General features: G+C 41.3%; 16 protein-coding genes and 1 tRNA gene. 6 read left to right on the top strand and 11 right to left on the bottom strand.

Annotated elements, in window-relative coordinates; translation table 11 throughout:
- Positions 1-354: 354 nt before the first annotated feature.
- Together PL11201_RS01425 and lipA are read right to left on the bottom strand one after the other, a co-directional pair.
- On the bottom strand, positions 355-2,154 hold the full coding sequence (locus tag PL11201_RS01425; RefSeq protein WP_144017640.1) for a serine/threonine-protein kinase: 1,800 nt from the start codon (positions 2,152-2,154) through the stop codon (positions 355-357).
- Positions 2,155-2,345: 191 nt separating this feature from the next.
- Complete coding sequence (lipA, locus tag PL11201_RS01420; RefSeq protein ID WP_079676878.1) at positions 2,346-3,215, bottom strand: lipoyl synthase; 870 nt, start codon at positions 3,213-3,215, stop codon at positions 2,346-2,348.
- 87 nt (positions 3,216-3,302) lie between these two features.
- Between lipA and PL11201_RS01415 the strand changes: the two genes are divergently transcribed.
- Positions 3,303-3,376 (top strand) — tRNA-Pro (locus tag PL11201_RS01415).
- 3 nt (positions 3,377-3,379) lie between these two features.
- Here PL11201_RS01415 and PL11201_RS01410 read toward each other — a convergent pair.
- Complete coding sequence (locus PL11201_RS01410) at positions 3,380-3,805, bottom strand: hypothetical protein (RefSeq protein ID WP_079676877.1); 426 nt, start codon at positions 3,803-3,805, stop codon at positions 3,380-3,382.
- Between the two features lie 53 nt (positions 3,806-3,858).
- On the bottom strand, positions 3,859-4,194 hold the full coding sequence (locus PL11201_RS01405) for a 2Fe-2S iron-sulfur cluster-binding protein (RefSeq protein ID WP_200816695.1): 336 nt from the start codon (positions 4,192-4,194) through the stop codon (positions 3,859-3,861).
- A 177-nt stretch (positions 4,195-4,371) separates the two neighbouring features.
- On the opposite strand from PL11201_RS01405, the gene PL11201_RS01400 reads away from it, so the two are divergent.
- Together PL11201_RS01400 and PL11201_RS01395 are read left to right on the top strand one after the other, a co-directional pair.
- On the top strand, positions 4,372-6,213 hold the full coding sequence (locus PL11201_RS01400; RefSeq protein ID WP_079676875.1) for a ShlB/FhaC/HecB family hemolysin secretion/activation protein: 1,842 nt from the start codon (positions 4,372-4,374) through the stop codon (positions 6,211-6,213).
- Positions 6,214-6,524: 311 nt separating this feature from the next.
- Entirely contained in the window at positions 6,525-8,645 is a 2,121-nt protein-coding gene (locus tag PL11201_RS01395) for a PAS domain S-box protein (protein ID WP_234996589.1), read from the top strand.
- Between the two features lie 8 nt (positions 8,646-8,653).
- Here PL11201_RS01395 and PL11201_RS01390 read toward each other — a convergent pair whose 3' ends face one another.
- The 5 genes from PL11201_RS01390 to PL11201_RS01370 all read right to left on the bottom strand — a co-directional run bounded on the left by PL11201_RS01390 (position 8,654) and on the right by PL11201_RS01370 (position 14,508).
- A complete protein-coding gene (locus tag PL11201_RS01390) occupies positions 8,654-9,250 on the bottom strand; it encodes a Uma2 family endonuclease (protein WP_079676874.1) in 597 nt (198 codons plus the stop codon).
- A gap of 34 nt (positions 9,251-9,284) precedes the next feature.
- Positions 9,285-9,581, bottom strand: coding sequence for a type II toxin-antitoxin system Phd/YefM family antitoxin (locus PL11201_RS01385; RefSeq protein WP_079676873.1), 297 nt, complete (start codon positions 9,579-9,581; stop codon positions 9,285-9,287).
- A gap of 154 nt (positions 9,582-9,735) precedes the next feature.
- Entirely contained in the window at positions 9,736-11,304 is a 1,569-nt protein-coding gene (locus tag PL11201_RS01380; RefSeq protein WP_079676872.1) for an NAD(P)H-quinone oxidoreductase subunit N, read from the bottom strand.
- Positions 11,305-11,439: 135 nt separating this feature from the next.
- The gene (locus PL11201_RS01375; protein ID WP_079676871.1) at positions 11,440-13,077 is read right to left on the bottom strand and encodes an acetolactate synthase large subunit; all 1,638 of its coding nucleotides are present in this window, start codon (positions 13,075-13,077) and stop codon (positions 11,440-11,442) included.
- A 66-nt stretch (positions 13,078-13,143) separates the two neighbouring features.
- Complete coding sequence (locus PL11201_RS01370) at positions 13,144-14,508, bottom strand: NAD-dependent succinate-semialdehyde dehydrogenase (protein WP_079676870.1); 1,365 nt, start codon at positions 14,506-14,508, stop codon at positions 13,144-13,146.
- Positions 14,509-14,660: 152 nt separating this feature from the next.
- On the opposite strand from PL11201_RS01370, the gene PL11201_RS01365 reads away from it, so the two are divergent.
- Together PL11201_RS01365 and PL11201_RS01360 are read left to right on the top strand one after the other, a co-directional pair.
- Positions 14,661-15,878 (top strand): ABC transporter permease, encoded by a 1,218-nt coding sequence (locus tag PL11201_RS01365; RefSeq protein WP_079676869.1) that lies wholly within the window; start codon positions 14,661-14,663, stop codon positions 15,876-15,878.
- A gap of 85 nt (positions 15,879-15,963) precedes the next feature.
- Positions 15,964-16,722 carry an ABC transporter ATP-binding protein gene (locus tag PL11201_RS01360; protein WP_079677374.1) on the top strand — a complete coding sequence of 253 codons (759 nt, stop codon included), beginning with the start codon at positions 15,964-15,966 and terminating at the stop codon, positions 16,720-16,722.
- Between the two features lie 164 nt (positions 16,723-16,886).
- Here PL11201_RS01360 and PL11201_RS01355 read toward each other — a convergent pair whose 3' ends face one another.
- Complete coding sequence (locus PL11201_RS01355) at positions 16,887-17,924, bottom strand: SGNH/GDSL hydrolase family protein (protein ID WP_159451493.1); 1,038 nt, start codon at positions 17,922-17,924, stop codon at positions 16,887-16,889.
- Between the two features lie 255 nt (positions 17,925-18,179).
- The gene (locus PL11201_RS01350; RefSeq protein WP_234996588.1) at positions 18,180-19,769 is read right to left on the bottom strand and encodes a phenylacetate--CoA ligase family protein; all 1,590 of its coding nucleotides are present in this window, start codon (positions 19,767-19,769) and stop codon (positions 18,180-18,182) included.
- 23 nt (positions 19,770-19,792) lie between these two features.
- Here PL11201_RS01350 and PL11201_RS01345 point away from each other — a divergent pair, with 23 nt between their 5' ends.
- Positions 19,793-21,601, top strand: coding sequence for a serine/threonine-protein kinase (locus PL11201_RS01345; protein ID WP_079676866.1), 1,809 nt, complete (start codon positions 19,793-19,795; stop codon positions 21,599-21,601).
- Positions 21,602-21,608 lie beyond the last annotated feature (7 nt).

Raw genomic sequence — 21,608 nt, 5'->3', positions numbered from 1 at the left:
GTTTCTAATTCGGTTTCTGGTGGGGGCGGGTTGATTTAGATTTTTGCTGATTAACAAAGATTAACGCGAACCCGCCCCTACAGTTTGGGTAATATTAAGATAATTAGGGTGATTGTCATGGGTTGATTTAGACACAAGCGATCGCACTTTCCCCTATTATCAAATCCCCCAATTGTAGGGGCGGGTTCGAGACAACCTCTGTTAATTAGCAAAAATCTGGCTAAACCCGCCCCGAATGCTAAACCCGCACCGAATGCGATCGCAAATACCCAAAGAAACCCGGTTTCTAATTAAATTAATTGCCACAAATCAAGATATCTTGAGAAACCCGGTTTCTGCTACTCGAACCCACCCCTATCGTGCCTGCCACAATTTAATCGTCTTGTCTCCACTCCCACTGGCTAACGTCCGACCATCGGGACTGAAGGCTACAGACAGGACATAACTTGAATGTCCGGTGAGAGTGGCAATTTCCCGTTGGCTGTGCACATCCCACAATTTAATCTTCCTTTCATCACTCCCACTAGCTAACGTCCGACCATCGGGACTGAAGGCTACAGAGCAAACATGATTAGAATGTCCGGTGAGAGTGGCAATTTCCCGTTGGCTACGCACATCCCACAATTTTATCGTGTTGTCATCACTCCCACTAGCTAACGTCCGACCGTCGGGACTGAAGGCTACAGACCTGACCCAACGTGAATGTCCGGTGAGCGTGGCAATTTGCCCTTGGCTCTGCACATCCCACAATTTTATCGTGTTGTCCTCACTCCCACTCGCTAACGTCCGACCATCGGGACTGAAGGCTACAGAATTGACCCAATTTGAATGTCCGGTGAGAGCAGTAATTTCCCCTTGGCTCTGCATATCCCACAATTTAATCGTCTTGTAACTCCCACTGGCTAACGTCCGACCATCGGGACTGAAGGCTACAGACCTGACATGATTAGAATGTCCGGTGAGAGCAGGAATTTCCCGTTGGCTGTGCACATCCCACAATTTTATCGTGTTGTCCCTGCTCCCACTGGCTAAGGTGCGACTATCGGGACTGAAGGCTACAGAGTAGACCCAACGTGAATGTCCGGTGAGAGTGACAATTTCCCGTTGGCTGTGCACATCCCACAATTTAATCGTGTTGTCCCAACTCCCACTAGCTAACGTTCGACTATCGGGACTGAAAGCTACAGACGTGACAGAAGATGAATGTCCGGTGAGAGTAGTAACCAGGGTGGGTTTTTGCCAGGATACTTGGGGTGATGGTGTCGGTCGAGGTGTTGACGGTATCTGTAAATTCTGTAACACCTGATCAGCAGAGGAGTAACGATCTCCAATATCTTTTTTTAATAGCTGATCAAGAACTTTATTTAATTCTGGACTCAGAGGCTGCTTTAAATATTGTTGCCAATTTTTCGTCCAACTATACCCTTCATCAAACCATAATTGATCGGGTAGAACTTGAGTCAATAGATAAAAACAAGTTGCTCCTAAACTATATAAATCACTGGCGGCGTAGGCTTCTCCCCCCTGCATTTGTTCAAAACTTGCATATCCATGGGAACCCACAATGGTTGGTTTGATATAGACTACCGTTGCGGATAAATCTTTCGCTACCCCAAAATCAATTAACACATATTCCCCATTTCCACGACGCATAATATTATCGGGTTTGAGGTCACGGTGAATCACCTTTTGCTGGTGAATAAATTCGAGAACAGGTAATAAACTGATTAATAATTCCTTAACTTGCTGTTCTGTCCAAACTCCTTGTTTTTGTAAAATTTGATCTAAAGTTTCCCCTTCAATATATTGCTGAACTAAATAGAGTTGATTATTTTCCGAGAAATAGGCTGATAACGCCGGAATTTGGGGATGTTGTCCCAGTTGTTGCAGTTGTTTCGCTTCTCGTTCAAATAATTCTAAGACTTTTGTTCCTGGGTTATTAACAACTAACTGTTTAACCACACATTTCTCATTCAGTTTATCCCGATCTTCGGCTAAATAAGTCCGACCAAACCCCCCTTTACCCAAAAATTTGATCCTGCGAAACCGTCTGTACAGCAGCAAGTCGGGTATTTTGACACCGCAGCTTTGATAGTAAACCGTATTATCGGGGTTGTTTGGGTTCTTACATTGGGGGTTGATACAGCAAGTCATCGTTCTCAAGGGTTAGAATATTATCTCTATTTTGTCTCAATTTTGGGAAACTGGAGTATCAACCCGGATATCGTTGTATTAAGGCTCGAACCTTGAGAGGGAGTCCTAAAGGACTCACTACGGTATTAACGCGGATATTGCTGCATTAAGGCTCGTACCTTGAGAGGGAGTCCTTTAGGACTCACTACATATTAACGGGGATATTGGTGCATTAAGGCTCGTACCTGTTCGGCGTGGTAGGAACTGCGGGTTAGGGGAGAAGCCACCACCTGTAAGAAACCGATAGACTCACCAAAATCTCGCCAAGTATCAAATTGTTCGGGTGTGATAAATCCCTGAACGGCTAAATGTTTGGGTGTGGGTTGGAGATATTGACCCAAGGTTAAAATATCACAGTCAACGGCTCGTAAGTCCTCCATGGCTTCCCGAACTTCGGCATCGGTTTCACCTAGTCCCACCATTAACCCAGATTTAGTATAAACCTCGGGTCTGAGTTGGCGCGATCGCTTTAATAACTCCAAACTGCGCTGATAGTCGCCTTGGGGACGAACCCGACGATACAGCCGTTTGATGGTTTCGGTATTGTGGTTGAGAACTTCCGGTTTAGCTTGCAAAATTATTTCTAGGGCGTCCCAATTCCCACACAAATCAGGAATTAAGACCTCAATAGTGGTTTGGGGAGAGAGCGATCGCACCCCCTCAATACACCGAACAAACTGGGACGCACCGCCATCGGGTAGGTCATCCCGGTTGACAGAAGTGATCACAACATGATTCAAGTTCATGCGTCGTACCGCTTCCGCTAGTCTTTCGGGTTCAGTAGTATCTAGGGGTTGGGGTTTTTTCTCGAAATCAATATCACAGTAGGGACAAGCCCGGGTACAGGCTGGCCCCATAATTAAAAATGTGGCGGTTCCAGCATTGAAGCATTCCCCAATGTTGGGACAGGAGGCTTCCTCACAGACGGTGTTTAAGCCTAAATCCCGCAAAATCCCTTTAACGTTGCCAACACGCTCCCATTGAGGGGCTTTGACTCTTAACCAGTCTGGCTTGACTACCACGCTGACCTTTTCCTACTAAATTCACATCTTTTTGATCCTAACTGATCTTTTATGTGTTATACTAACAAAGATGTCTAATTTAGGCATCGGGATGTAGCGCAGCTTGGTAGCGCACCTCGTTCGGGACGAGGGGGTCGTAGGTTCAAATCCTATCATCCCGATTTTTATTTGCGCGAATGATCTAACCCCGCTTTAACCCAATTAATACAATCCTGTTCCGAAGTAAAGAGTTTAGGGGCTGCAATATTATTTAGACTGTAGGATTTGTAATGATCATAATAGTATTTTCCGCCTTCTTTATAAATTAAAATTAAATCATTTTGATAGGTGTATCGACATTGAAAATAATCCTCTTTAGGAACAATATCAGAATATTTATCTAAATGATCCAGGGCAATTTCAATAATTTTTTCCAGTTGACTACAATAAAGATCAGCCGGGTTCTCTGATTTATGGAATTTGCCTTTATGCCCTAATTGGGATAATAAAATATAGGAATAAATCTTTTTATTACTCACGGTTACTCGAACAAAGGGAATAATTAAATGCCCCTGATAAGAAATAGATTTTTCGTATAAAAAGCGATCCATATTGATAATAAAAAGTTAGGAACTAACGAGCATCTTAGGCGGAAATTGAGTGATTAACCGGGATCGGAACTAGACTGATGATACAGAGAAGATTGATATAAAACCTTTTCTTGATGGGTGATCAGGGTACAGTCTGAACGAGGGTAAGCAACACAGGTTACAGTATAGCCCATGGCAATTTCCCCAGGACGGAGAAATTTTTGTTCACTTTGATCCACTTGACCCTGGAGGAGTTTAGCCACACAAGCGGAACAATCTCCTTGTTTACATCCTGATGGTAGACGAATCCCGTTGTCTTCTGCAATATCGAGAATATATTGGTCATCAGGAACTGCAATTGTGCAATCTAAACCTTCAGCTTCGTTAATCAGGCGGACTTGATAAACCATGGTCATAAAAATTTGACTCAATTATATTTCAGGGTTAGCTTATTTTTTGATTATAAAAGAAGGAGGAGATGATTAAAAGAATAAGTCCCCGAAAAGAAACAACCAAAAGGTTAATCATGATGATCCCAGTATATTCTTGATATTTTTTTGAGTAAAACCTAATTTAAACATTTTTTTATGCGCCCTTTAAGTCCTCGACCGTCGATTAATTATTTACCCATAGAACAATTTAAACCGAATCTGAAATTATTGATCCTGCTATGGCAATTTTCTCGCCTTCGGTATATTCAAGTCTACTCTCAATTGTTTGCCAGTTTAATTCTAGCAGTACAAATTAATTGCGCCTTAACTGCGGTGAGTCATCCTCTGTTGGCTCAAATTCCAGAGTCTTTACCCTCTGATCGTTCTATTATCCCGATTCCTCCTCAACCTGGACGCACCGAACCCCAACTTCCTGAACCCCTACCCCCAACAGAACGTCTGTTTTCTCCATTGGTTCCCACGCCAACAACTCCAGACAATATTCCAGATAGTCCCAATACTATTAATATTGAACGCTTTAATTTTGAAGGTAATACAGTTTTTTCTGATCAAAAATTAGCTGAAGTTACCAAAGATTTTGTTGGTCGTCCGATTACTTTTACGGAACTATTGCAAGCCCGTTCTGCGGTAACGGATTTATATATTAAACAGGGTTATATTACCTCTGGGGCATTTATTCCGGCTCAACCTTTAACCAATGGAATTGTTACTATTGCAATTTTAGAAGGGAAAGTCACAGAGATTAATATTAAAGGAAAAGGACGTTTAAACCCCAACTATATTAAGAGTCGGTTAGAATTAGTGACTCAGAAACCCTTTAATCAAAAACATCTGTTACAAACTTTACAATTGCTACAACTTGATCCAGTGGTGAAAACGATTTCGGCGGAATTGGCAGCGGGAACTCAACCTGGGGAAAGTATTCTGAATATTGAGTTTCAAACGGCAGAAACCTTTGATCTGAGTTTATTTACCAATAATAATCGGTCTCCGGCGGTGGGATCTTGGCAACGGGGAATTGAAGTCAAAGAAGGGAATTTATTAGGGCAGGGCGATCGCTTAGAATTATCCTTTAGTAATACCCAAGGAAGTAGTATTGGAGATGTTTTATATACCTTTCCCCTGACATCTCGCAATGCCACATTAGGATTTTATTTCAACTCGACTAATAGCCAAATTATTGAACCGCCTTTTGACAATTTGGATATTAGGGGGAATAGTCGGACGTATGAATTGCGATTTCGCCAACCGATTATCCGCACCCCAACGGAGGAATTGGCATTAGGATTAACCTTTGGCCGTCAGGAAAGTGACACAAGTATTTTAGGAGTGGGTTTTCCCCTGTCCAGGGGGGCCGAGGATGATGGAAAAACCCGACTTTCTATTGTGCGATTTTTTCAAGAATATACGAATCAGGGGCCAAAACAGGTCTTAGCGGTGCGATCGCAACTCAGTTTTGGGGTAGGATTATTGGATGCCACCCTCAGTTCCGATCAACCCGATAGTCGATATTTTTCCTGGCGCGGTCAAGCCCAATGGGTACGTTTATTAGCGCCCGATACGATTTTTTTACTCCGTTCTGATGTTCAACTCACCAACCAAGAATTACTCACTTTAGAACAGATGGGACTGGGGGGTTTAGAGAGTGTGCGAGGGTATCGTCAAGATGTTTTGTTACGCGATAATGTGGTATTTGCCTCCGCAGAATTGCGTTATCCAATTTTGAGAACTAAAAATGGTGAAGGCATCCTCCAACTTACACCTTTTATAGATTTTGGTCAGGCTTGGAATGCGCCCGGAGAATTAACATTGCCCGATCGCACATTATTATCAATTGGGTTAGGATTAAAGTGGCAATATGGCGATCGCATAACCGCACAAATTGACTGGGGAATTCCCTTAATTAAATTAGAGTCTCGCGATCGCAGTTTACAGGAACAAGGGATTTATTTCCTTTTCAATTGGAAACCCTTCTAACCCCGTAGTAAGCCCTTCAGGGCTTTCTCACCCCAAACTTTGTAGAGTTGAATTAATTGTTAGATCGGATTTCAGTATAATAGATGACAATTCATCGGAGGAAAAAATCATAATTTTCCGTTTAGATTCCTTTACTGCGGTGGGAATGATCAAGAAAAAGGCTCAATTCATAGACAAACTCCTGCAATTAATTATACAATGGAGGGTAACACCCCTCATCAGGGTAATATTCAATTTTATTGAATCCATATCTTCTTGTATGAACAAATGGAGTTTTCCTAACCCAATTTTGACTGAGGGAGTGTCAAATCGTGGATAAACAAGTTCAACCCACTACTATTTCCAACCCCTCCGACCCCCCTGGGACTGGGTTCGGTGTCCCAGATTCTGCCCACTCCGATCCAGATTATTTCCGTCGCTTCGTGGAATATCTGCCGACGGCCATGGCGATGGTTGACCCGCAACTGCGATATTTAGCCGTATCCCGCCAATGGCAACAGGACTATGGCGAAGGCAATATTAATTTAATCGGTTCGGCTCATCAACAATGGTTTCCCCATTTACCGGAAATTTGGTATCAGAATGCCGAACTATCTTTGGCGGGGAAATTACCCCGTTGGGAACTGGAAACCTACCACCCTTTAACCCAGGGTTCTATTCAGTGGAATAAATGGGTAGTTCAACCTTGGCAAACCGCATCGGGAGAGATTGGCGGGTTAATTTTATACCTAGAAGTAATTACGCCTCAAAAACAATTACAAGAAAAATTACAACTGACTCAAAAAGCATTTGATCAGGCAGCAACAGCTATTTTCTGGATGACTTTAGAAGGTAATTTTTGCTATGTGAATCAATCCGCCTGTCGGATGTTGGGCTATACGGAAAGTGAATTACTGCAACTAAATATTCATAATATTGATCCCGATTTAACTACCGTGGTTTGGCAGGAATATTGCCAAGAATTAAAACAAAAAGGATCATTAACCTTTGAGTCCAGTTATCAAAGAAAATCCGGTTCTATTTTTCCGGTTAATTTTAAAATTAATTATTTAGAATTAGAGTCCTCCGATCCGACTTTAACCGTTGAAACCGAATTCGGTGCAGTTTCAGTTCCGGGTTTACCCTTAATTTGTGGTTTTGCCCATGATATTTCTGAACAAAAAGCCACGTCTTCTGCCATTTTAGCCTCCAAGGATCAATTAGAAGCCGTATTAAATGCCGTCCCCGGGTTAGTCTCTTGGATTAGTTCCGATTTAAAATATTTAGGGGTGAATCGCCATTTAGCCAATTCCTACAATGTTCCGGCGGAAACCTTCATCGGGAAAGAGGTGGGATTTCTCCAAACTAGCCCAGAATTTAATCAATTTGTCTATGAATTTTTTGCTCAAGATCACTGGAAAAGTTCCCGGGAACTAACGGCTAATGTCCGAGGGTTTCCCTGTACTTATTTAATTGTTGCCCAAAAATATCACCGAGGTTCGGCGGCGGTTTTTGTGGGTTTAGATATTACCGAACGTCAACAAATGGAGCAAGCGTTACGGCGCAGTGAAGAACAAGAAGCCAAACGACGAGCCGAATTAGAAACCATTTTAACTCAACTTCAACGCACCCAAACCCAACTAATTCAAACCGAAAAAATGTCATCCTTGGGGCAGTTGGTGGCGGGAATTGCCCATGAAATTAATAATCCAGTGAGTTTTATTTCGGGAAATATTGCTCATGCTAAAAATTATATTGAAGATTTAATGAATTTAGTTAGCTTATATCAACAGTATTATCCTGAAATTGTTCCTGAAATTGCCGATGAGATAGAAGAAGTCAATTTGAGCTTTTTAAAGCAGGATTTACCCCGGATGTTAGAGTCGATGAAAGTGGGAGCCGAACGAATTAGAGATGTCGTGCGATCGCTGCGTCATTTCACCCGTTTAGATGAATCTCAAATGAAGTTTGTTGATATTCATGAAGGGTTAGATAGTACCATCTTAATCTTACAAAATCGTCTGCAAGCAAAAGCCGGAAGATCGGGTATTACTTTAGTTAAGGAATATAGTTCGTTACCCAAAGTTGGTTGCTATGCGGGACAACTAAATCAAGTGTTTATGAATTTACTTACCTACACCATTGATCGTTTAGAAGCCACCAGTTTGAAGGATGATTTAGTGGATCAACCTAAAATTACCATTCGCACCTATTTAGAGAATGAAAATACCGTTGCTATTTCGATCGCAGATAATGGAATTGGGATGTCGGAAATAGAACGGAAAAGCATTTTTGATCCCTTTATTCCCCCACAATTACAAGGGAAAGGTACCAGTTTAGGACTATCAATTGCTTATCATTTAGTCACAGATAAACACCACGGGGAACTCACCTGTTTTTCAGCATTAGGAACCGGAACTAACTTTTTAATCGAAATTCCTTTAGGGAATTAGATTGCAATTTATTGCCAAATTTCTGTTAAATCTAATATAAATCCTGGTAGGATATCTTCACCGGATAAACTCAAGGGTTGTTGTACAATTTCTATATCCTGATTGTGTCGATAAATACTAACGGTTTGATGTTTTCGGTCAATTAACCAACCCAAACGCACACCATTTTCTATATATTCTTGCATTTTCTCTTGCAGTGCATTCAAACTATCGGTTTTAGACCGTAATTCTAAGACAAAATCAGGAGAAATAGGGGCAAAACTTTGTTGTTGTTCAGGGGTTAGTTGTTGCCATCGTTTGTGAGATATCCAAGCAGCATCAGGAGAACGATCGGCACCATTAGGAAGATGAAACCCGGTGGAAGAATCAAAGGTTTTTCCCAATTTATTTTGATGATTCCATAACCAAAGTTGTCCGTTGATATCTGAATTTTTAGATCCGGTATCACTTCCTGTCGGGGGCATAACAATTAATTCTCCAGTAACAGTTCTTTCTAACTTTAAATCGCGGTTAGCGATCGCAATTTCCATAAATTGTTCAGAAGTTACCATTAATTGAACCGTTGAGGGAATATTAACAGGTAATGTAGAAGATGATAGTACCATAGTTTTATCCTTTGATTCTTGGAGTTTTTCGCTTTCAGGCTGCGGCTTTTTCTTCTTCGCCAAGTCCGAACTCCTGACGTAATTTTTCAACAGTTTGAGGTTGATTAACTCCAGCTTTTGCACGCCCTAACGCAGCTAAAAGACGGGCTGCATTTTCATGGGATTGAAACAAATAAACGGTTTCGATCAGACTTTCAAGTTCAGCCGTTGCAATCACAGAGACACTTTCTAAACCTTCTCGATAAATTGTAATCGGTTGACGATTCAGAAGCACTTGATTGTAGATTGTCTCAAAATCTTTACAGGCTTGAGCATAATCGATTTCAGTCATAGTTTAGGAAAACCTGAATCAATATTCCTATTATAAACCCCCCTAAAACCAAAAAAAGGGGGAGACGGAAAGCTTAAGATCGAAGTCTCCCCCTGCTCCCCCTGCTCCCCCTGCTCCCCGTGTACGGGGCATTTCGGGTAGAATTTAGGGAGATCTAATCTCTCTGGGCAATTAACGGAGATTTTGTCAGATGAGCAACGGTTTTGGTCTTCACCAATACACTGTCAAACATGGTGCTATGAGTAACAGCTTCGGTGGATAAAGTAAATAACGGATTTGATAAAATCCCCGCTAAAGACGTTGCTACCAAAGTTAAAACCAAACCCACTTGTAGGGGACGCATTCCGGGTAAATTCCACTGAACTGCGGGATAGTTTTTCACCACATCGGACATTTCTTGGGGTTCTTTGACCACCATCATTTTCACGACTCGAATATAATAATAAATCGAGATCACACTGGTGACTAAGCCCAACAGCACTAAGCCATATAAACCCGCTTGCCAACCCGCCCAAAATAGATAAATTTTGCCAAAAAATCCAGCTAGGGGGGGAATACCACCGAGGGATAATAGACAAATACTTAAACACAGGGTTAATAGGGGATCTTTTTGATACAACCCGCTATATTCACTAATTTGATCGGTTCCGGTTCTCAGGGAGAATAGAATCACACAAATGAAGCCACCCAAGTTCATAAATAGATAAATCAACAGGTAGAATACCATGCTGGAATATCCCGCCTCGGTTCCGGCAATTAACCCAATCATCACAAATCCCGCTTGGGCGATGGAAGAATAGGCCAACATCCGTTTCATGCCCGTTTGCGCCAAGGCGACCACGTTTCCTAAGATCATACTCAGGATGGCTAAGGCAGTGAATACAAACCGCCATTCATCGGCAACGGAGGGAAAGGCGTTAATCAGTAAACGAATCGCTAGGGCAAATCCCGCGGCTTTGGAACCGACGGATAAAAATGCCACCACCGGAGTCGGTGAACCTTCATAAACATCCGGTGTCCATTGGTGAAAGGGAACCGCAGAAATTTTAAAGGAAATTCCGGCAATCACGAAAACTAAAGCGATGACCACCCCTAGGGATTCGCCATTGGAGCGAGCCAAAACCTCGGCAATTTTGGTTAAATTGGTTTGACCGCCCGAGAGTCCATATAATAGGGATAAACCATAAAGAAATACGGCGGAACTGGCGGCTCCAATTAATAAATATTTCAACGCAGCTTCATTGGAACGGGGGTCACGTTTGGTATATCCGGTTAATAAATAAGAGGAGATACTTAAGGTTTCCAAAGCCACAAAAATGGTGACTAATTCATTCGCCCCCGAGAGAAACATCGCCCCTAAAGTTGCGGTTAATAGAATGGCGATAAATTCCGCTAAGGGGGTTCCCGTCTGTTCAATGTAGCGAATCGACATTAAAATAGTGACGGCTGAACATACGGCAATAATCCCCCGAAACACAATGCTCAGATCATCGCCATTGAAACTGCCTAGGAAGGCGATGGTATTCCTACTGTCCCATTGAGTGTACAACACCCCCACGGAAATCAGTAAACCGCCGATCGCCGCGTATGGTGTCCACACAGAAGACCGACTACGCCCGACAATTAAATCACCCACCAACACCACCAAGAGGGTGACAATTACAATCCCCTCTGGCCAAATAACCCCAGCATTCAACTGGGCTGCAAGAGTCGAAAAATCCATAGTCTAACCTAAATGGATAATACCGTTTACAATCGATGGGACTTTGAGAATTCCTCTCAATTCCCAATAATTTGACCACGTTTTAACATCAGTTTAAGGATAGCAGACAGGGGCATCCGTGGCACAACAACGGGGTTAGATAGGGCAACATAAGCCGCCGGAACGTTGACTAAAGCGGGAGTTTTCGTTATAGTCTACGGGACAATCAATCACGACCGGAACATCTTGATTTAGGGCTTCTTTAAGAATAGGAACTAAATCGGTTGTTGCTTCCACCCGATATCCTTTCAATCCCATACTTTCGGCAAATTTAACAAAATCAGGATTACCAAATTTAACAAAACAGGATTCGCCAAATTGGTCGTTTTGTTTCCATTCAATTAATCCATAACCGCCATCATTAAAGACCAAAGTCACAAAGGGAGTTCCCACTCGTAAAGCAGTTTCGAGTTCCTGATTATTCATCATAAATCCGCCATCACCAGTGACCGCCACCACCTTCCGATTCGGATAAACTAATTTAGCCGCCACTGCACCCGGAATCGCAATTCCCATGGCTGCAAATCCATTAGAAATTAAACAGGTATTCGGTGTTTCACAGTGATAATGTCTCGCCATCCACATTTTATGGGCACCAACATCAGAAATCACAATATCTTCTGGGCCCATAACTTGACGCAAATCATAAATAATTTTTTGGGGTTTAATCGGAAAGCCATCGTCCTTGGCATAAAATTCGTAATTATTGCGAATATCTGGTTTTAATTTTAAAGCATAGGGTTCGGGTTTTCCGGTACGATCTGAACGCCTTAAAATCTCTTGGAGAGAGTCAGAAATATCCCCAATAATTTCAGCAATGGGAATATAACTGCTATCGACTTCGGCGGGGGTTTCACCAATATGAATAATCGGAATTTTGCCTTGGGGATTCCATTTTTTCGGGGAATATTCAATTAAATCATAGCCAATGGCGATGACTAAATCCGCTTTATCAAACCCACAACTAATATAATCCCGCAGTTGTAATCCCGTTGTCCAGAGGGCTAAGGGATGGGTATAGGGAATCATTCCTTTGCCCATAAATGTATTAACAACGGGGATATTTAGTTGGGTAGCAAATTCCGTTAAAGCGGCACTGGCATTCCCCCGAATCGCACCATTTCCGACTAATATTAAGGGATTATTGGCTTTAGAAATAGCGATCGCCGCTTCATTCATACTCTGATAAGCCGAATAAACTTTTTCTCGCTTATCTTGTTTTAAGGGATAACCTTCGACAGCCATACTGGCAATATTTTCCGGCAGATCAATATGCACCGCCCCGGGTTTTTCAGCTTGCGCTATTTTAAACGCTTTCCTGACAATTTCTGGGGTAATACTGGGGCGAACAATTTGGGCATTCCATTTAGTAACCGGGGCAAACATTGCCACTAAATCCAAATATTGATGGGATTCAATGTGCATTCGATCAGTTCCCACTTGACCCGTAATTGCAACTAACGGAGCTCCATCTAAATTCGCATCCGCAACCCCGGTCATTAAATTAGTTGCCCCAGGGCCTAATGTTGATAAACAAACTCCCGCCCGTCCGGTTAAGCGACCATAAACATCGGCCATAAATGCGGCACCCTGCTCATGGCGAGTGGTGATAAACTTAATTGAGGAGGTTTTTAAACATTCCAGAATTTGCATATTTTCTTCTCCTGGAACCCCAAAAATATACTCGACTCCTTCATTTTCTAGGCATTTAACTAACAGTTCTGCTGTGTTCATAATTTTTTAATGTAAATGGGATTGCTATATCTGTACACCCAACCTAGAAACCCGGCTTCCTTTACCCTATTTAATCCAAACGGTTTTAATATTCACAAATTCGTGAATTCCTTGACTGCTCAATTCCCGTCCATAACCGGAACGTTTAATGCCGCCAAAGGGTAAGCGCGGATCGGATTTAACTAAACCATTAATAAACACCGCACCCGCTTCTAATTCTCGAATGCAACGCTCTTGTTCGGCCCGATTGGTTGTCCAAGCACTTGCACCCAAACCAAAGATCGTGCTATTAGCCAGGGTAATCGCTTCCTCTAAGGAATTAACCCGGAAGATTAACGCCACCGGCCCAAAGAATTCTTCACTGTAAGCGGGTGTTCCTTCAGGAATTTGGGTTAGAATTGTGGGGGGATAAAAATTTCCGGGACGTTCTAGGGGTTGACCTCCAGTTAATACCTTAGCTCCAGCTTCAACACAGCTTTGAACCTGTTGGTGCAATTCTGTCAAAATACCTGGGGTTGCTAGGGGCCCGACTTCGGTATCGGGTAACATCGGATCACCGATTTTTAAAGCCGCAAATTTTTCCGCCATACGACTTTCAAATTCCTCAGCAATTGTACTGATTAAAATAAACCGTTTAGCCGCAATACAGGATTGTCCATTGTTTAACATTCGGGCGGTAACGGCGGCTTCGACTGCTGCATTTAGATCCGCAGTTTCTAACACAATAAACGGATCACTTCCCCCTAATTCCAGGACGGTTTTTTTAATGTTTTGACCTGCTAAAGAAGCTAAACTGGCTCCGGCGGGTTCACTTCCAGTTAACGCTCCCCCTTTCACCCGATCATCGGTAATAATTTGAGCAACTTTATCAGACCCGACTAATAATGTTTGAAATACTCCTTCAGGAAATCCAGCTTTTTGAAAAATTTCCCCAATGGCTAAGGCGCATTCAGGCACATTAGAAGCGTGTTTGAGTAAACCAACATTTCCCGCCATTAATGCGGGTGCAGCGAAGCGGAAGACTTGCCAGAAGGGAAAATTCCACGGCATGACTGCTAAAATTGTCCCTAGAGGTTCGTAAGCAATAAAGCTATTACTGGCGTCACTTTCGGCGGGAACATCGGCGAGAAATTTAGCTGCATTTTCCGCATAGAAGCGACAAACGGAGGCGCTTTTTTTGACTTCGGCGATCGCTGAGGTAATGGGTTTTCCCATTTCCAAGGTCATGATTTTGGCGTAGGTTTCGGCGTTTTCTTCTAACAGGTTAGCCGCCTTTAACATCCATTGTGATCGCTGTTCAAAGGAGACTCGCCGATAGTCTCTAAAAGCGCGATCTGCTAGAGCCAAAGCGTCTTCAATTTCGGCATCTGTTAGGGGAGTAAAAATTCTTAGCTGTTCCCCCGTGGCCGGGTTAATTGTAGCAATGCCCATAATTGATTGTTTAGTTTTAAGTTAGAATTTAGTCTTTTACTTTTTTTATCGTAACCCTTAAAAACTCCCGATTTTTACTTCTGGGATCACGGGTTAATAAATTGACACAAAACTGTACAATAGTATAAATAAATTCAAGATTCTTAATAATTATGAATTTCCTAGAAAGTATCAAAATGGCAACTACAACGCTATTAGCCAATAAAATGCGAAGCAGTTTAACCATGTTAGGAATTATTATTGGCAATGCCTCTGTGATTGCGATGATTGGAATTGGCGAAGGTGCTCAGAAATTTGTCAATGGTCAAGTCAATTCCTTGGGGCCTAATATTTTATTTGTATTGCCAGGAAGCCCCGAATCCCAACGCCGTCCAGTATTTACGCCGCAAAATTTGGTCTTGGAAGATGCAGTTGCGATCGCTGAACAAGTCCCTTCTGTTCAACAGGTTGCTCCGTCTTTAAATGGCAGTGAATTAATTACCTATCGCAGTAATAATGCTTCAGCTTCTATAGTTGGAACCACACCGGAATTTTTATCGGTGCGAAATTTTGATATTGCTAAAGGTCGATTTATTACGGATTTAGACTTAAAACGGAATGAACAAGTTGTGGCGTTAGGGTCAGAATTAGCTCAACAATTATTTGGAACTGAAGATCCCATTGGTAAATCGGTTCGACTGCGGAATTTAAGTTTACAAGTTATTGGGGTAATGCAGCCTAAAGGCTCCAGTTTTGGCAGTAATGATGATATGAATGCCTTTGTTCCTTTAACCACAATGGCTAATCGAATTGTAGGAAATCGATCACCCTACGGAACTCAAGTTACGTTTATTTCTATTAGTATTGATAGTCAAGATAATATGCGGGCTGCCCAATTTCAAGTGGAAAATTTATTGCGGTTACGTCATAAAATTACCAATGAAGATGACTTTACGGTGCGAAACCAAAAGGATTTGATGAATATTTTGGGTAGTATTACCGGAGCTTTAACCCTTTTATTAGCATCAACCGCCGCGATTTCATTATTAGTGGGTGGGATCGGAATTATGAATATTATGCTGGTTTCTGTTAGTGAAAGAACCCAAGAAATCGGACTCAGAAAAGCGATCGGAGCCACCCAATCAGATATTTTAATTCAGTTTATAATTGAATCTGTGATCCTATCCGCAGCCGGGGGTTTGATTGGTACATTGGTTGGCGTGGGTGGCGTTTTAGTTGTCGGTGCTTTCACTCCTTTACAAGCCGGAGTTTCCAGTGTTGCGATTGTAACAGCCGTTAGTATTTCTGGGGCAATTGGATTATTTTTTGGGGTTGTTCCTGCTAAACAAGCTGCCAAACTTGACCCAATTGTGGCTTTAAGAAGTATTTAATTGGTTAATTTTTGATTCTAGTATGAAACAGCCAAAAGTATTATCTGGTGTTCCCATATCCGGCGTTCCCTATCCTGTTAAAATCATGAAAACATCAATTTCTAACAAGACAGAAAATCAAGATTTTCAAACCAATCCGGTTATTATTCATTTAGAAAATGTCACTAAAGTTTATGGGATGGGTGATATTCAAGTTCAGGCTTTAAAAGGGGTAACATTAACGGTAGAACAAGGGGAATATTGTTCAATTATGGGAGCATCGGGTTCGGGAAAATCAACGGCGATGAATATTATCGGTTGTTTGGATCGTCCCTCCACAGGTGCTTATCATTTGGATGGGGTAAATGTGGCGCAAATGTCGGAAAATAATTTAGCCCGAATTCGTAATATTAAATTAGGGTTTGTGTTCCAACAATTCCATCTTTTACCCCAATTGAGTGCTTTAGAAAATGTGATTTTACCGATGATGTATGCCGGAATTCCCTCGGCTGAACGTCGAGAAAGAGCAAAGCAAGCCTTAGTTCGAGTCGGGTTAGAAAATCGATTAAATAATAAACCGAATCAACTCTCAGGTGGTCAGCAACAACGGGTAGCGATCGCCCGTGCTATTGTGAATCGTCCAGTATTATTATTGGCAGATGAACCTACCGGAGCATTGGATTCTCACACAACTCAAGAAGTGATGGATATTTTCACGGAATTAAATGCGGGTGGAATGACCGTTGTCATGGTGACTCATGAAGCCGATGTTGCCCGCCAAACTCGTCGAATTGTTTGGTTTAAAGACGGTGAAGTTATTCATTCCCATCTCAGCCCAAATGATTTACACAGTGCTATTTTTTAATTCCATATTAGTTGTTGGGCTTTAGCCCATCTTCTCAAGGTTTAAAACCTCACAACAGGAGACTTTTTTGAGATTAGACCCTATTAAGAATGGGCTGAAGCCCAACAATTAAGAGGGCTAAAGCCCAACAACGGCCCAACAACGGGGACTTTTTTTAGCTTTGTTTATGCTACCTTCTTGTTTTTATTTAACAAAAGGAATCCTAAACCTATTCCTGTTAGGGCAAGTATTGTACTAGGTTCGGGAGTAGACTTAAATTCTTGTTGAATAGTTGCATAAGCAGCATCCGCTATTAATTTATGACCCTTGGTTGTCGGGTGTAAATCATCCCAGAATAAATATTCATCGGGATTACTACAAAGAAATATTGCAACTGATGTTTTTGAAAAACACTGTTCAGTAACATTTGTAAGCCCATATTGATCAGGTTTGTTGATCACATCTTCAAACACATTGTTAACATCAAACAGGGCAATATTAGAATTAAACAATGATTGATTTAAGTTGGTAATTTCTTGATTGAGTAAAGTGTTATGCTCTTGAACTGTTTTTTGTAAATCCCCCGATGGAACTAATGCACCACTACTTCCTAAAGGAGTTTGACTTAAATCCGGTAAGTTGCTAATTAAGAAATTTCTGGCACCGATATTATATAAGTTGTTGATAGCCCAGGATAAATTATTAACAACTCCCTGAGTATCTTTACTACTTGCATAGGTATAATCATTGCCCCCCGCCCAAAGCACATACAAAGAGTTGGGATCGGCTGTTTTACCTTGTTGTAATAAAGGTTGAATAAATGCACCTACTTGAGTCTGTACACCAGGTAGTCCAGCAAGTTTAGGGTCAAAGAGATAAGCAATATTTTCTTTCCCCGAAGTTGCCCCTCCAAAAGCATAATTAACACCTTTAGCCGAGGGTATGCCATTCGTGTCCATGTAGGGAATAGGATTGAGTCCTAAATCATTGGCTAAATAGTCTGTCCAAACGGGGCCATTAGAAAAGCGTCCTTGGTAATAGGGGGCTGGAGGAAATAAACCACCAGATGCTTTAAAAGCATTCCCAGGATCACTCAGACTATCTCCGAAAATGTTAATACTGGTAAACTTGGCGGCTTGTGCAGCATTTATCCCCGTAATTGTAAATGCAATGGTGCCAACGGAAACGGCTAGTAAACGACCCGTAGTATAAATATTGATCATAGCGTACACCTTGATAGCTGAAATTGACTTTGTTTGAGTCCAATTTAGCATTTTAGTCTGTGGGTTGTCCGTAGAATTACGGGGATATTGTAAAGTTTGGGGAGAATTATTGTAAAACTTCAGTAAATATACAGAGAGTAAATGTACAAGGAGTAAATATACAGGGAGTAAATATACAGGGAGTAAATATACAGGGAGTAAATATACAGGGAGTGGGCGAGGAGACCTCGCCCCTACAGTCCTAGGGTGATGATCTTAATTTTTGCGGGTATAGCGATGTTTTACTCCCAGGGGAAAATATTCGGGGTCTCCGGTTAATTTGAGGGTGATTTGAGGGGTTTGATATTCGGGGGGAACATAATTAGCAAATTCACTATTTAGGCGCTTTAATTGGGTTAAAATAGAAGTGGCGATCGCTTGTTTTTTATCCTCGGTTTCTTCAATCCCCGGGGCTAATTCTACCACCACCGATAACCACCGATTTTGATCAAAATCCTCGAGAATAGACATAACAAATTTACCCGTCACCCAATCTTTAATTAAGGGTTGTTCTAAACCTACGGTAATATTTTCAGGATAAATATTAGCTCCAAAATAGGAAATAATAAATTGCGATCGCCCAAACACAAAAACAAACGGTAATTGATAAATTCCCCGATCGCCTATTTTTTGTAATTCTAAAATCGGATCAAAATCCCATTGTTTCAAAAAGTCTAACATTTCCTCAAATTCAATAATTCCTCCTTGATCAGCAATATGATATCGAATTAGAGGAATCCCATTATCACCGGAAAATAATAGAGTTCCGGTTATAGAATCATCTGTTTTTTGGACTTCAAAAAATCGACTTTTAGGATCATATTGAACTAAAGTAGGAAGTCGAGATTCCCCAAATAATTGTTTAGCAATATCTGGATGTTCAGCTAAAAACCGCCGGATACAAATACTTAAAGGCGTTTCATTCCCTAAAACCCCCGCATCTGCCGTACCATAAAGACTAGCTGAATCATAATAGGGTTGAGTTGATCCCACCCTTTCCCCGACTAAACTCCGCCATTCCTCACTAAAAACTTCCCCCGCAAATACCAATTTAACTTGATATTTTGCCCATTCTATGCCTTCAATAATTCCCGTATCAATGACATCTTTAATAAACGGAGGATAACCTAATAAAACCACCTGATCAAACTGTTCTCCCAATTCCCGAATCACCCGAAAAATTTCCGGTTTTTGATTGCCCGGAGTAATCACCGTAATCGGATAACCTTTGGTGGCTAAATGACGACAACAGGCCGTTGTATAAATGCCTCCAACCCAAGTTCCTAAAGTAAAACAAATTACCGCTAAAGTTCGACGTTGATCCGCTTGAAAGCTATCATAAAAAATCTGTTCAAAGCGAGTGGCAATTTGCAATTCATCACTAATAAAACGGGGCCAAAATGTCGGATTTCCGGTGGAACCAGAAGAAACTGCAATCAAATCACAGGTTTCTAATTGACCGTGACGACATAATTGGGATAGGGAATATTGGCGGAGATAATTTTCTTTTGTAATTAAGGGCAAGGTTTGGAAATCTTCCAGGGTTTGAATCTCATTAACAGACCGATGATGGGCGGCTAAAAAATGTTGATAGGCGGGAACTTTTGTGACAACATCTTGGAATAATTGTAAAACAGAAGTCACTCCTCTATCTTTAGAGGGTTGAATTAAATCTGATAGGGGTGTAGATAAAAAGCCGTTTAAGGCGGAAATTGCCCGTTGGCGTTGTTCGTCTCGGAGTTGACCCATGCTACAGTCCTCATAAATTGCTACTCTAAATTGAGACAGATCGGAACCGTTCAGCATTCATTTTTTCACCCTAACACCGCATGAGTCAATTAATTTATCCGGGTCTTGTTTTGAGAAATCATTACGCCATTGTCCGTGAGTTAGGACATGGGGGTTTTGGACGAACTTATTTAGCCAAAGACCAACATCGGTTTGATGAACTTTGTGTTTTAAAAGAATTTTCTCCCCAGGTACAAGGCAGTTTTGCTTTGAAAAAATCCCAAGAATTATTTGAACGGGAAGCGGAGATTCTCTATAAATTAAAACATCCCCAAATTCCTCAATTTCGAGAGTTATTTCGAGAAACAATTGATAATAAAGGGTATTTATTTTTTGTCCAGGATTATGTTGAGGGGTTGAACTATCGCAGTTTACTCAATCAACACACTTTTACAGAAGCCGAAGTGCTGGAATTATTATTCCAAATTTTACCCGTATTAGACTATATTCACAGTTACGGGGTAATTCATCGAGATATTTCTCCTGACAATATGATTCAACGTCAATCCGATGGTTTACCCATGTTAATTGATTTCGGCGGCGTTAAATTAATTCAAGCCAAAGTAGAATCAGAATTGGCAGTACAAGGAGGTCAAAATCCCTCACCGACAAGGTTAGGAAAAGTGGGGTATGCCCCCGATGAACAAATGCGTTTGGGTATGGTTTATCCTAATAGTGATTTGTATGCTTTAGCGGCAACTATGTTAGTGTTATTAACTCGAAAAGAACCGCAAAACTTAATTGATCCCCAAACCTTAACTTGGAATTGGAGAAAATACATCCAATTAAATCCTAAATTTGGGGAAATATTAGATAAAATGTTAGCCTATCGTCACAGCGATCGCTTTTCATCGGTTCAGGATGTTTTAGTCGCTCTTTCCGCCATAAATCCACCCCCAAAAACCTCTATAAACCCTACTCAACCCATCCTCAATCAGAGCTTATCTCCCCAACCTTTTTCTCCTCAAACCGGAAAGTCTTCTCCTATCAAAACGCCTTTACTGGTATTTGTTTTTATCTTAACTTTAGGGGTTTTTGGATGGTTAGGAGGACGTTATGGGTTAAATCATTATGCAAATTATGACTTAAATCAACTCTCAAAAACCGAGGAAAAACGACAGGAAGCATTACGAGAACAACGGCGTTTATTAGACATTGATTTTAACTTTTTTGTGGATTTAGTGAACGAAGAATTTTATACTCGCTATCCCGAACAACGGGGAAGAACCTTAACAGATAAACCCTCCGATGCAATTTGGCGAGAAAAATGGGATAAAATTGCAGATAAATTTTTGCAACGTTTAGCCAAACTCAGTGATCAATCTCGAATAAAATTAGGAACCTATAATAATGATTTAGATCACTTAAAAGCACAAGTGAATCAGTTAAATTTAAGCAGTCAATCCTTATATGATTTGGCGGATGCTAAATTTTTTGATTTATTTCCCGAACAATCGAGAAATGCTGATTTATTAGGATTACCAATAGGACAAGTTTGGCAAGCTGTTTCCGATGATCTGGTTAAAAATTTAGAAGCGGGAACGGCTTGGGAACGGGTAGAGTTTGCTTCTACAAAAACCCGAAAAACCTTAAAAGATCGGTTAAAACCCGGAGAGGGAAAAATCTATATTGCTCGCTTTAATAAAAATCAAGATTTACAGGTGCATCTCAAATCCCCAAAATCCTCAACTTTACTTTCCATTTATACACAAAAAGCTCAATTTTTACTAGAAGATTCTGCTAAAAACCGTTGGTCAGGTCGTTTACCCGATTCTGGTGATTATCAAGTGGTTGTGGTGTCTGAATCTTCTCGACCGTTTGACTATGAGTTAACCCTAGAAACTCGTTAAGGAGTTT

This window comes from Planktothrix sp. PCC 11201, from assembly GCF_900009135.1.
GTDB lineage: Bacteria > Cyanobacteriota > Cyanobacteriia > Cyanobacteriales > Microcoleaceae > Planktothrix.
This window is presented reverse-complemented; position numbering and strand designations above follow the sequence as displayed.

Excerpts from the sequence above, each read along its gene's own strand:
- PL11201_RS01380 (WP_079676872.1), bottom strand. The coding sequence starts at position 11,304 with ATGGATTTTTCGACTCTTGCAGCCCAGTTGAATGCTGGGGTTATTTGG.
- PL11201_RS01390 (WP_079676874.1), bottom strand. The coding sequence starts at position 9,250 with ATGGTACTATCATCTTCTACATTACCTGTTAATATTCCCTCAACGGTT.
- PL11201_RS01400 (WP_079676875.1), top strand. The coding sequence starts at position 4,372 with ATGCGCCCTTTAAGTCCTCGACCGTCGATTAATTATTTACCCATAGAA.
- PL11201_RS01385 (WP_079676873.1), bottom strand. The coding sequence starts at position 9,581 with ATGACTGAAATCGATTATGCTCAAGCCTGTAAAGATTTTGAGACAATC.
- PL11201_RS01365 (WP_079676869.1), top strand. The coding sequence starts at position 14,661 with ATGAATTTCCTAGAAAGTATCAAAATGGCAACTACAACGCTATTAGCC.
- PL11201_RS01405 (WP_200816695.1), bottom strand. The coding sequence starts at position 4,194 with ATGGTTTATCAAGTCCGCCTGATTAACGAAGCTGAAGGTTTAGATTGC.
- PL11201_RS01350 (WP_234996588.1), bottom strand. The coding sequence starts at position 19,769 with ATGCTGAACGGTTCCGATCTGTCTCAATTTAGAGTAGCAATTTATGAG.
- PL11201_RS01355 (WP_159451493.1), bottom strand. The coding sequence starts at position 17,924 with ATGATCAATATTTATACTACGGGTCGTTTACTAGCCGTTTCCGTTGGC.
- PL11201_RS01370 (WP_079676870.1), bottom strand. The coding sequence starts at position 14,508 with ATGGGCATTGCTACAATTAACCCGGCCACGGGGGAACAGCTAAGAATT.
- PL11201_RS01345 (WP_079676866.1), top strand. The coding sequence starts at position 19,793 with ATGAGTCAATTAATTTATCCGGGTCTTGTTTTGAGAAATCATTACGCC.
- PL11201_RS01375 (WP_079676871.1), bottom strand. The coding sequence starts at position 13,077 with ATGAACACAGCAGAACTGTTAGTTAAATGCCTAGAAAATGAAGGAGTC.
- PL11201_RS01360 (WP_079677374.1), top strand. The coding sequence starts at position 15,964 with ATGAAAACATCAATTTCTAACAAGACAGAAAATCAAGATTTTCAAACC.
- PL11201_RS01410 (WP_079676877.1), bottom strand. The coding sequence starts at position 3,805 with ATGGATCGCTTTTTATACGAAAAATCTATTTCTTATCAGGGGCATTTA.
- PL11201_RS01425 (WP_144017640.1), bottom strand. The coding sequence starts at position 2,154 with ATGACTTGCTGTATCAACCCCCAATGTAAGAACCCAAACAACCCCGAT.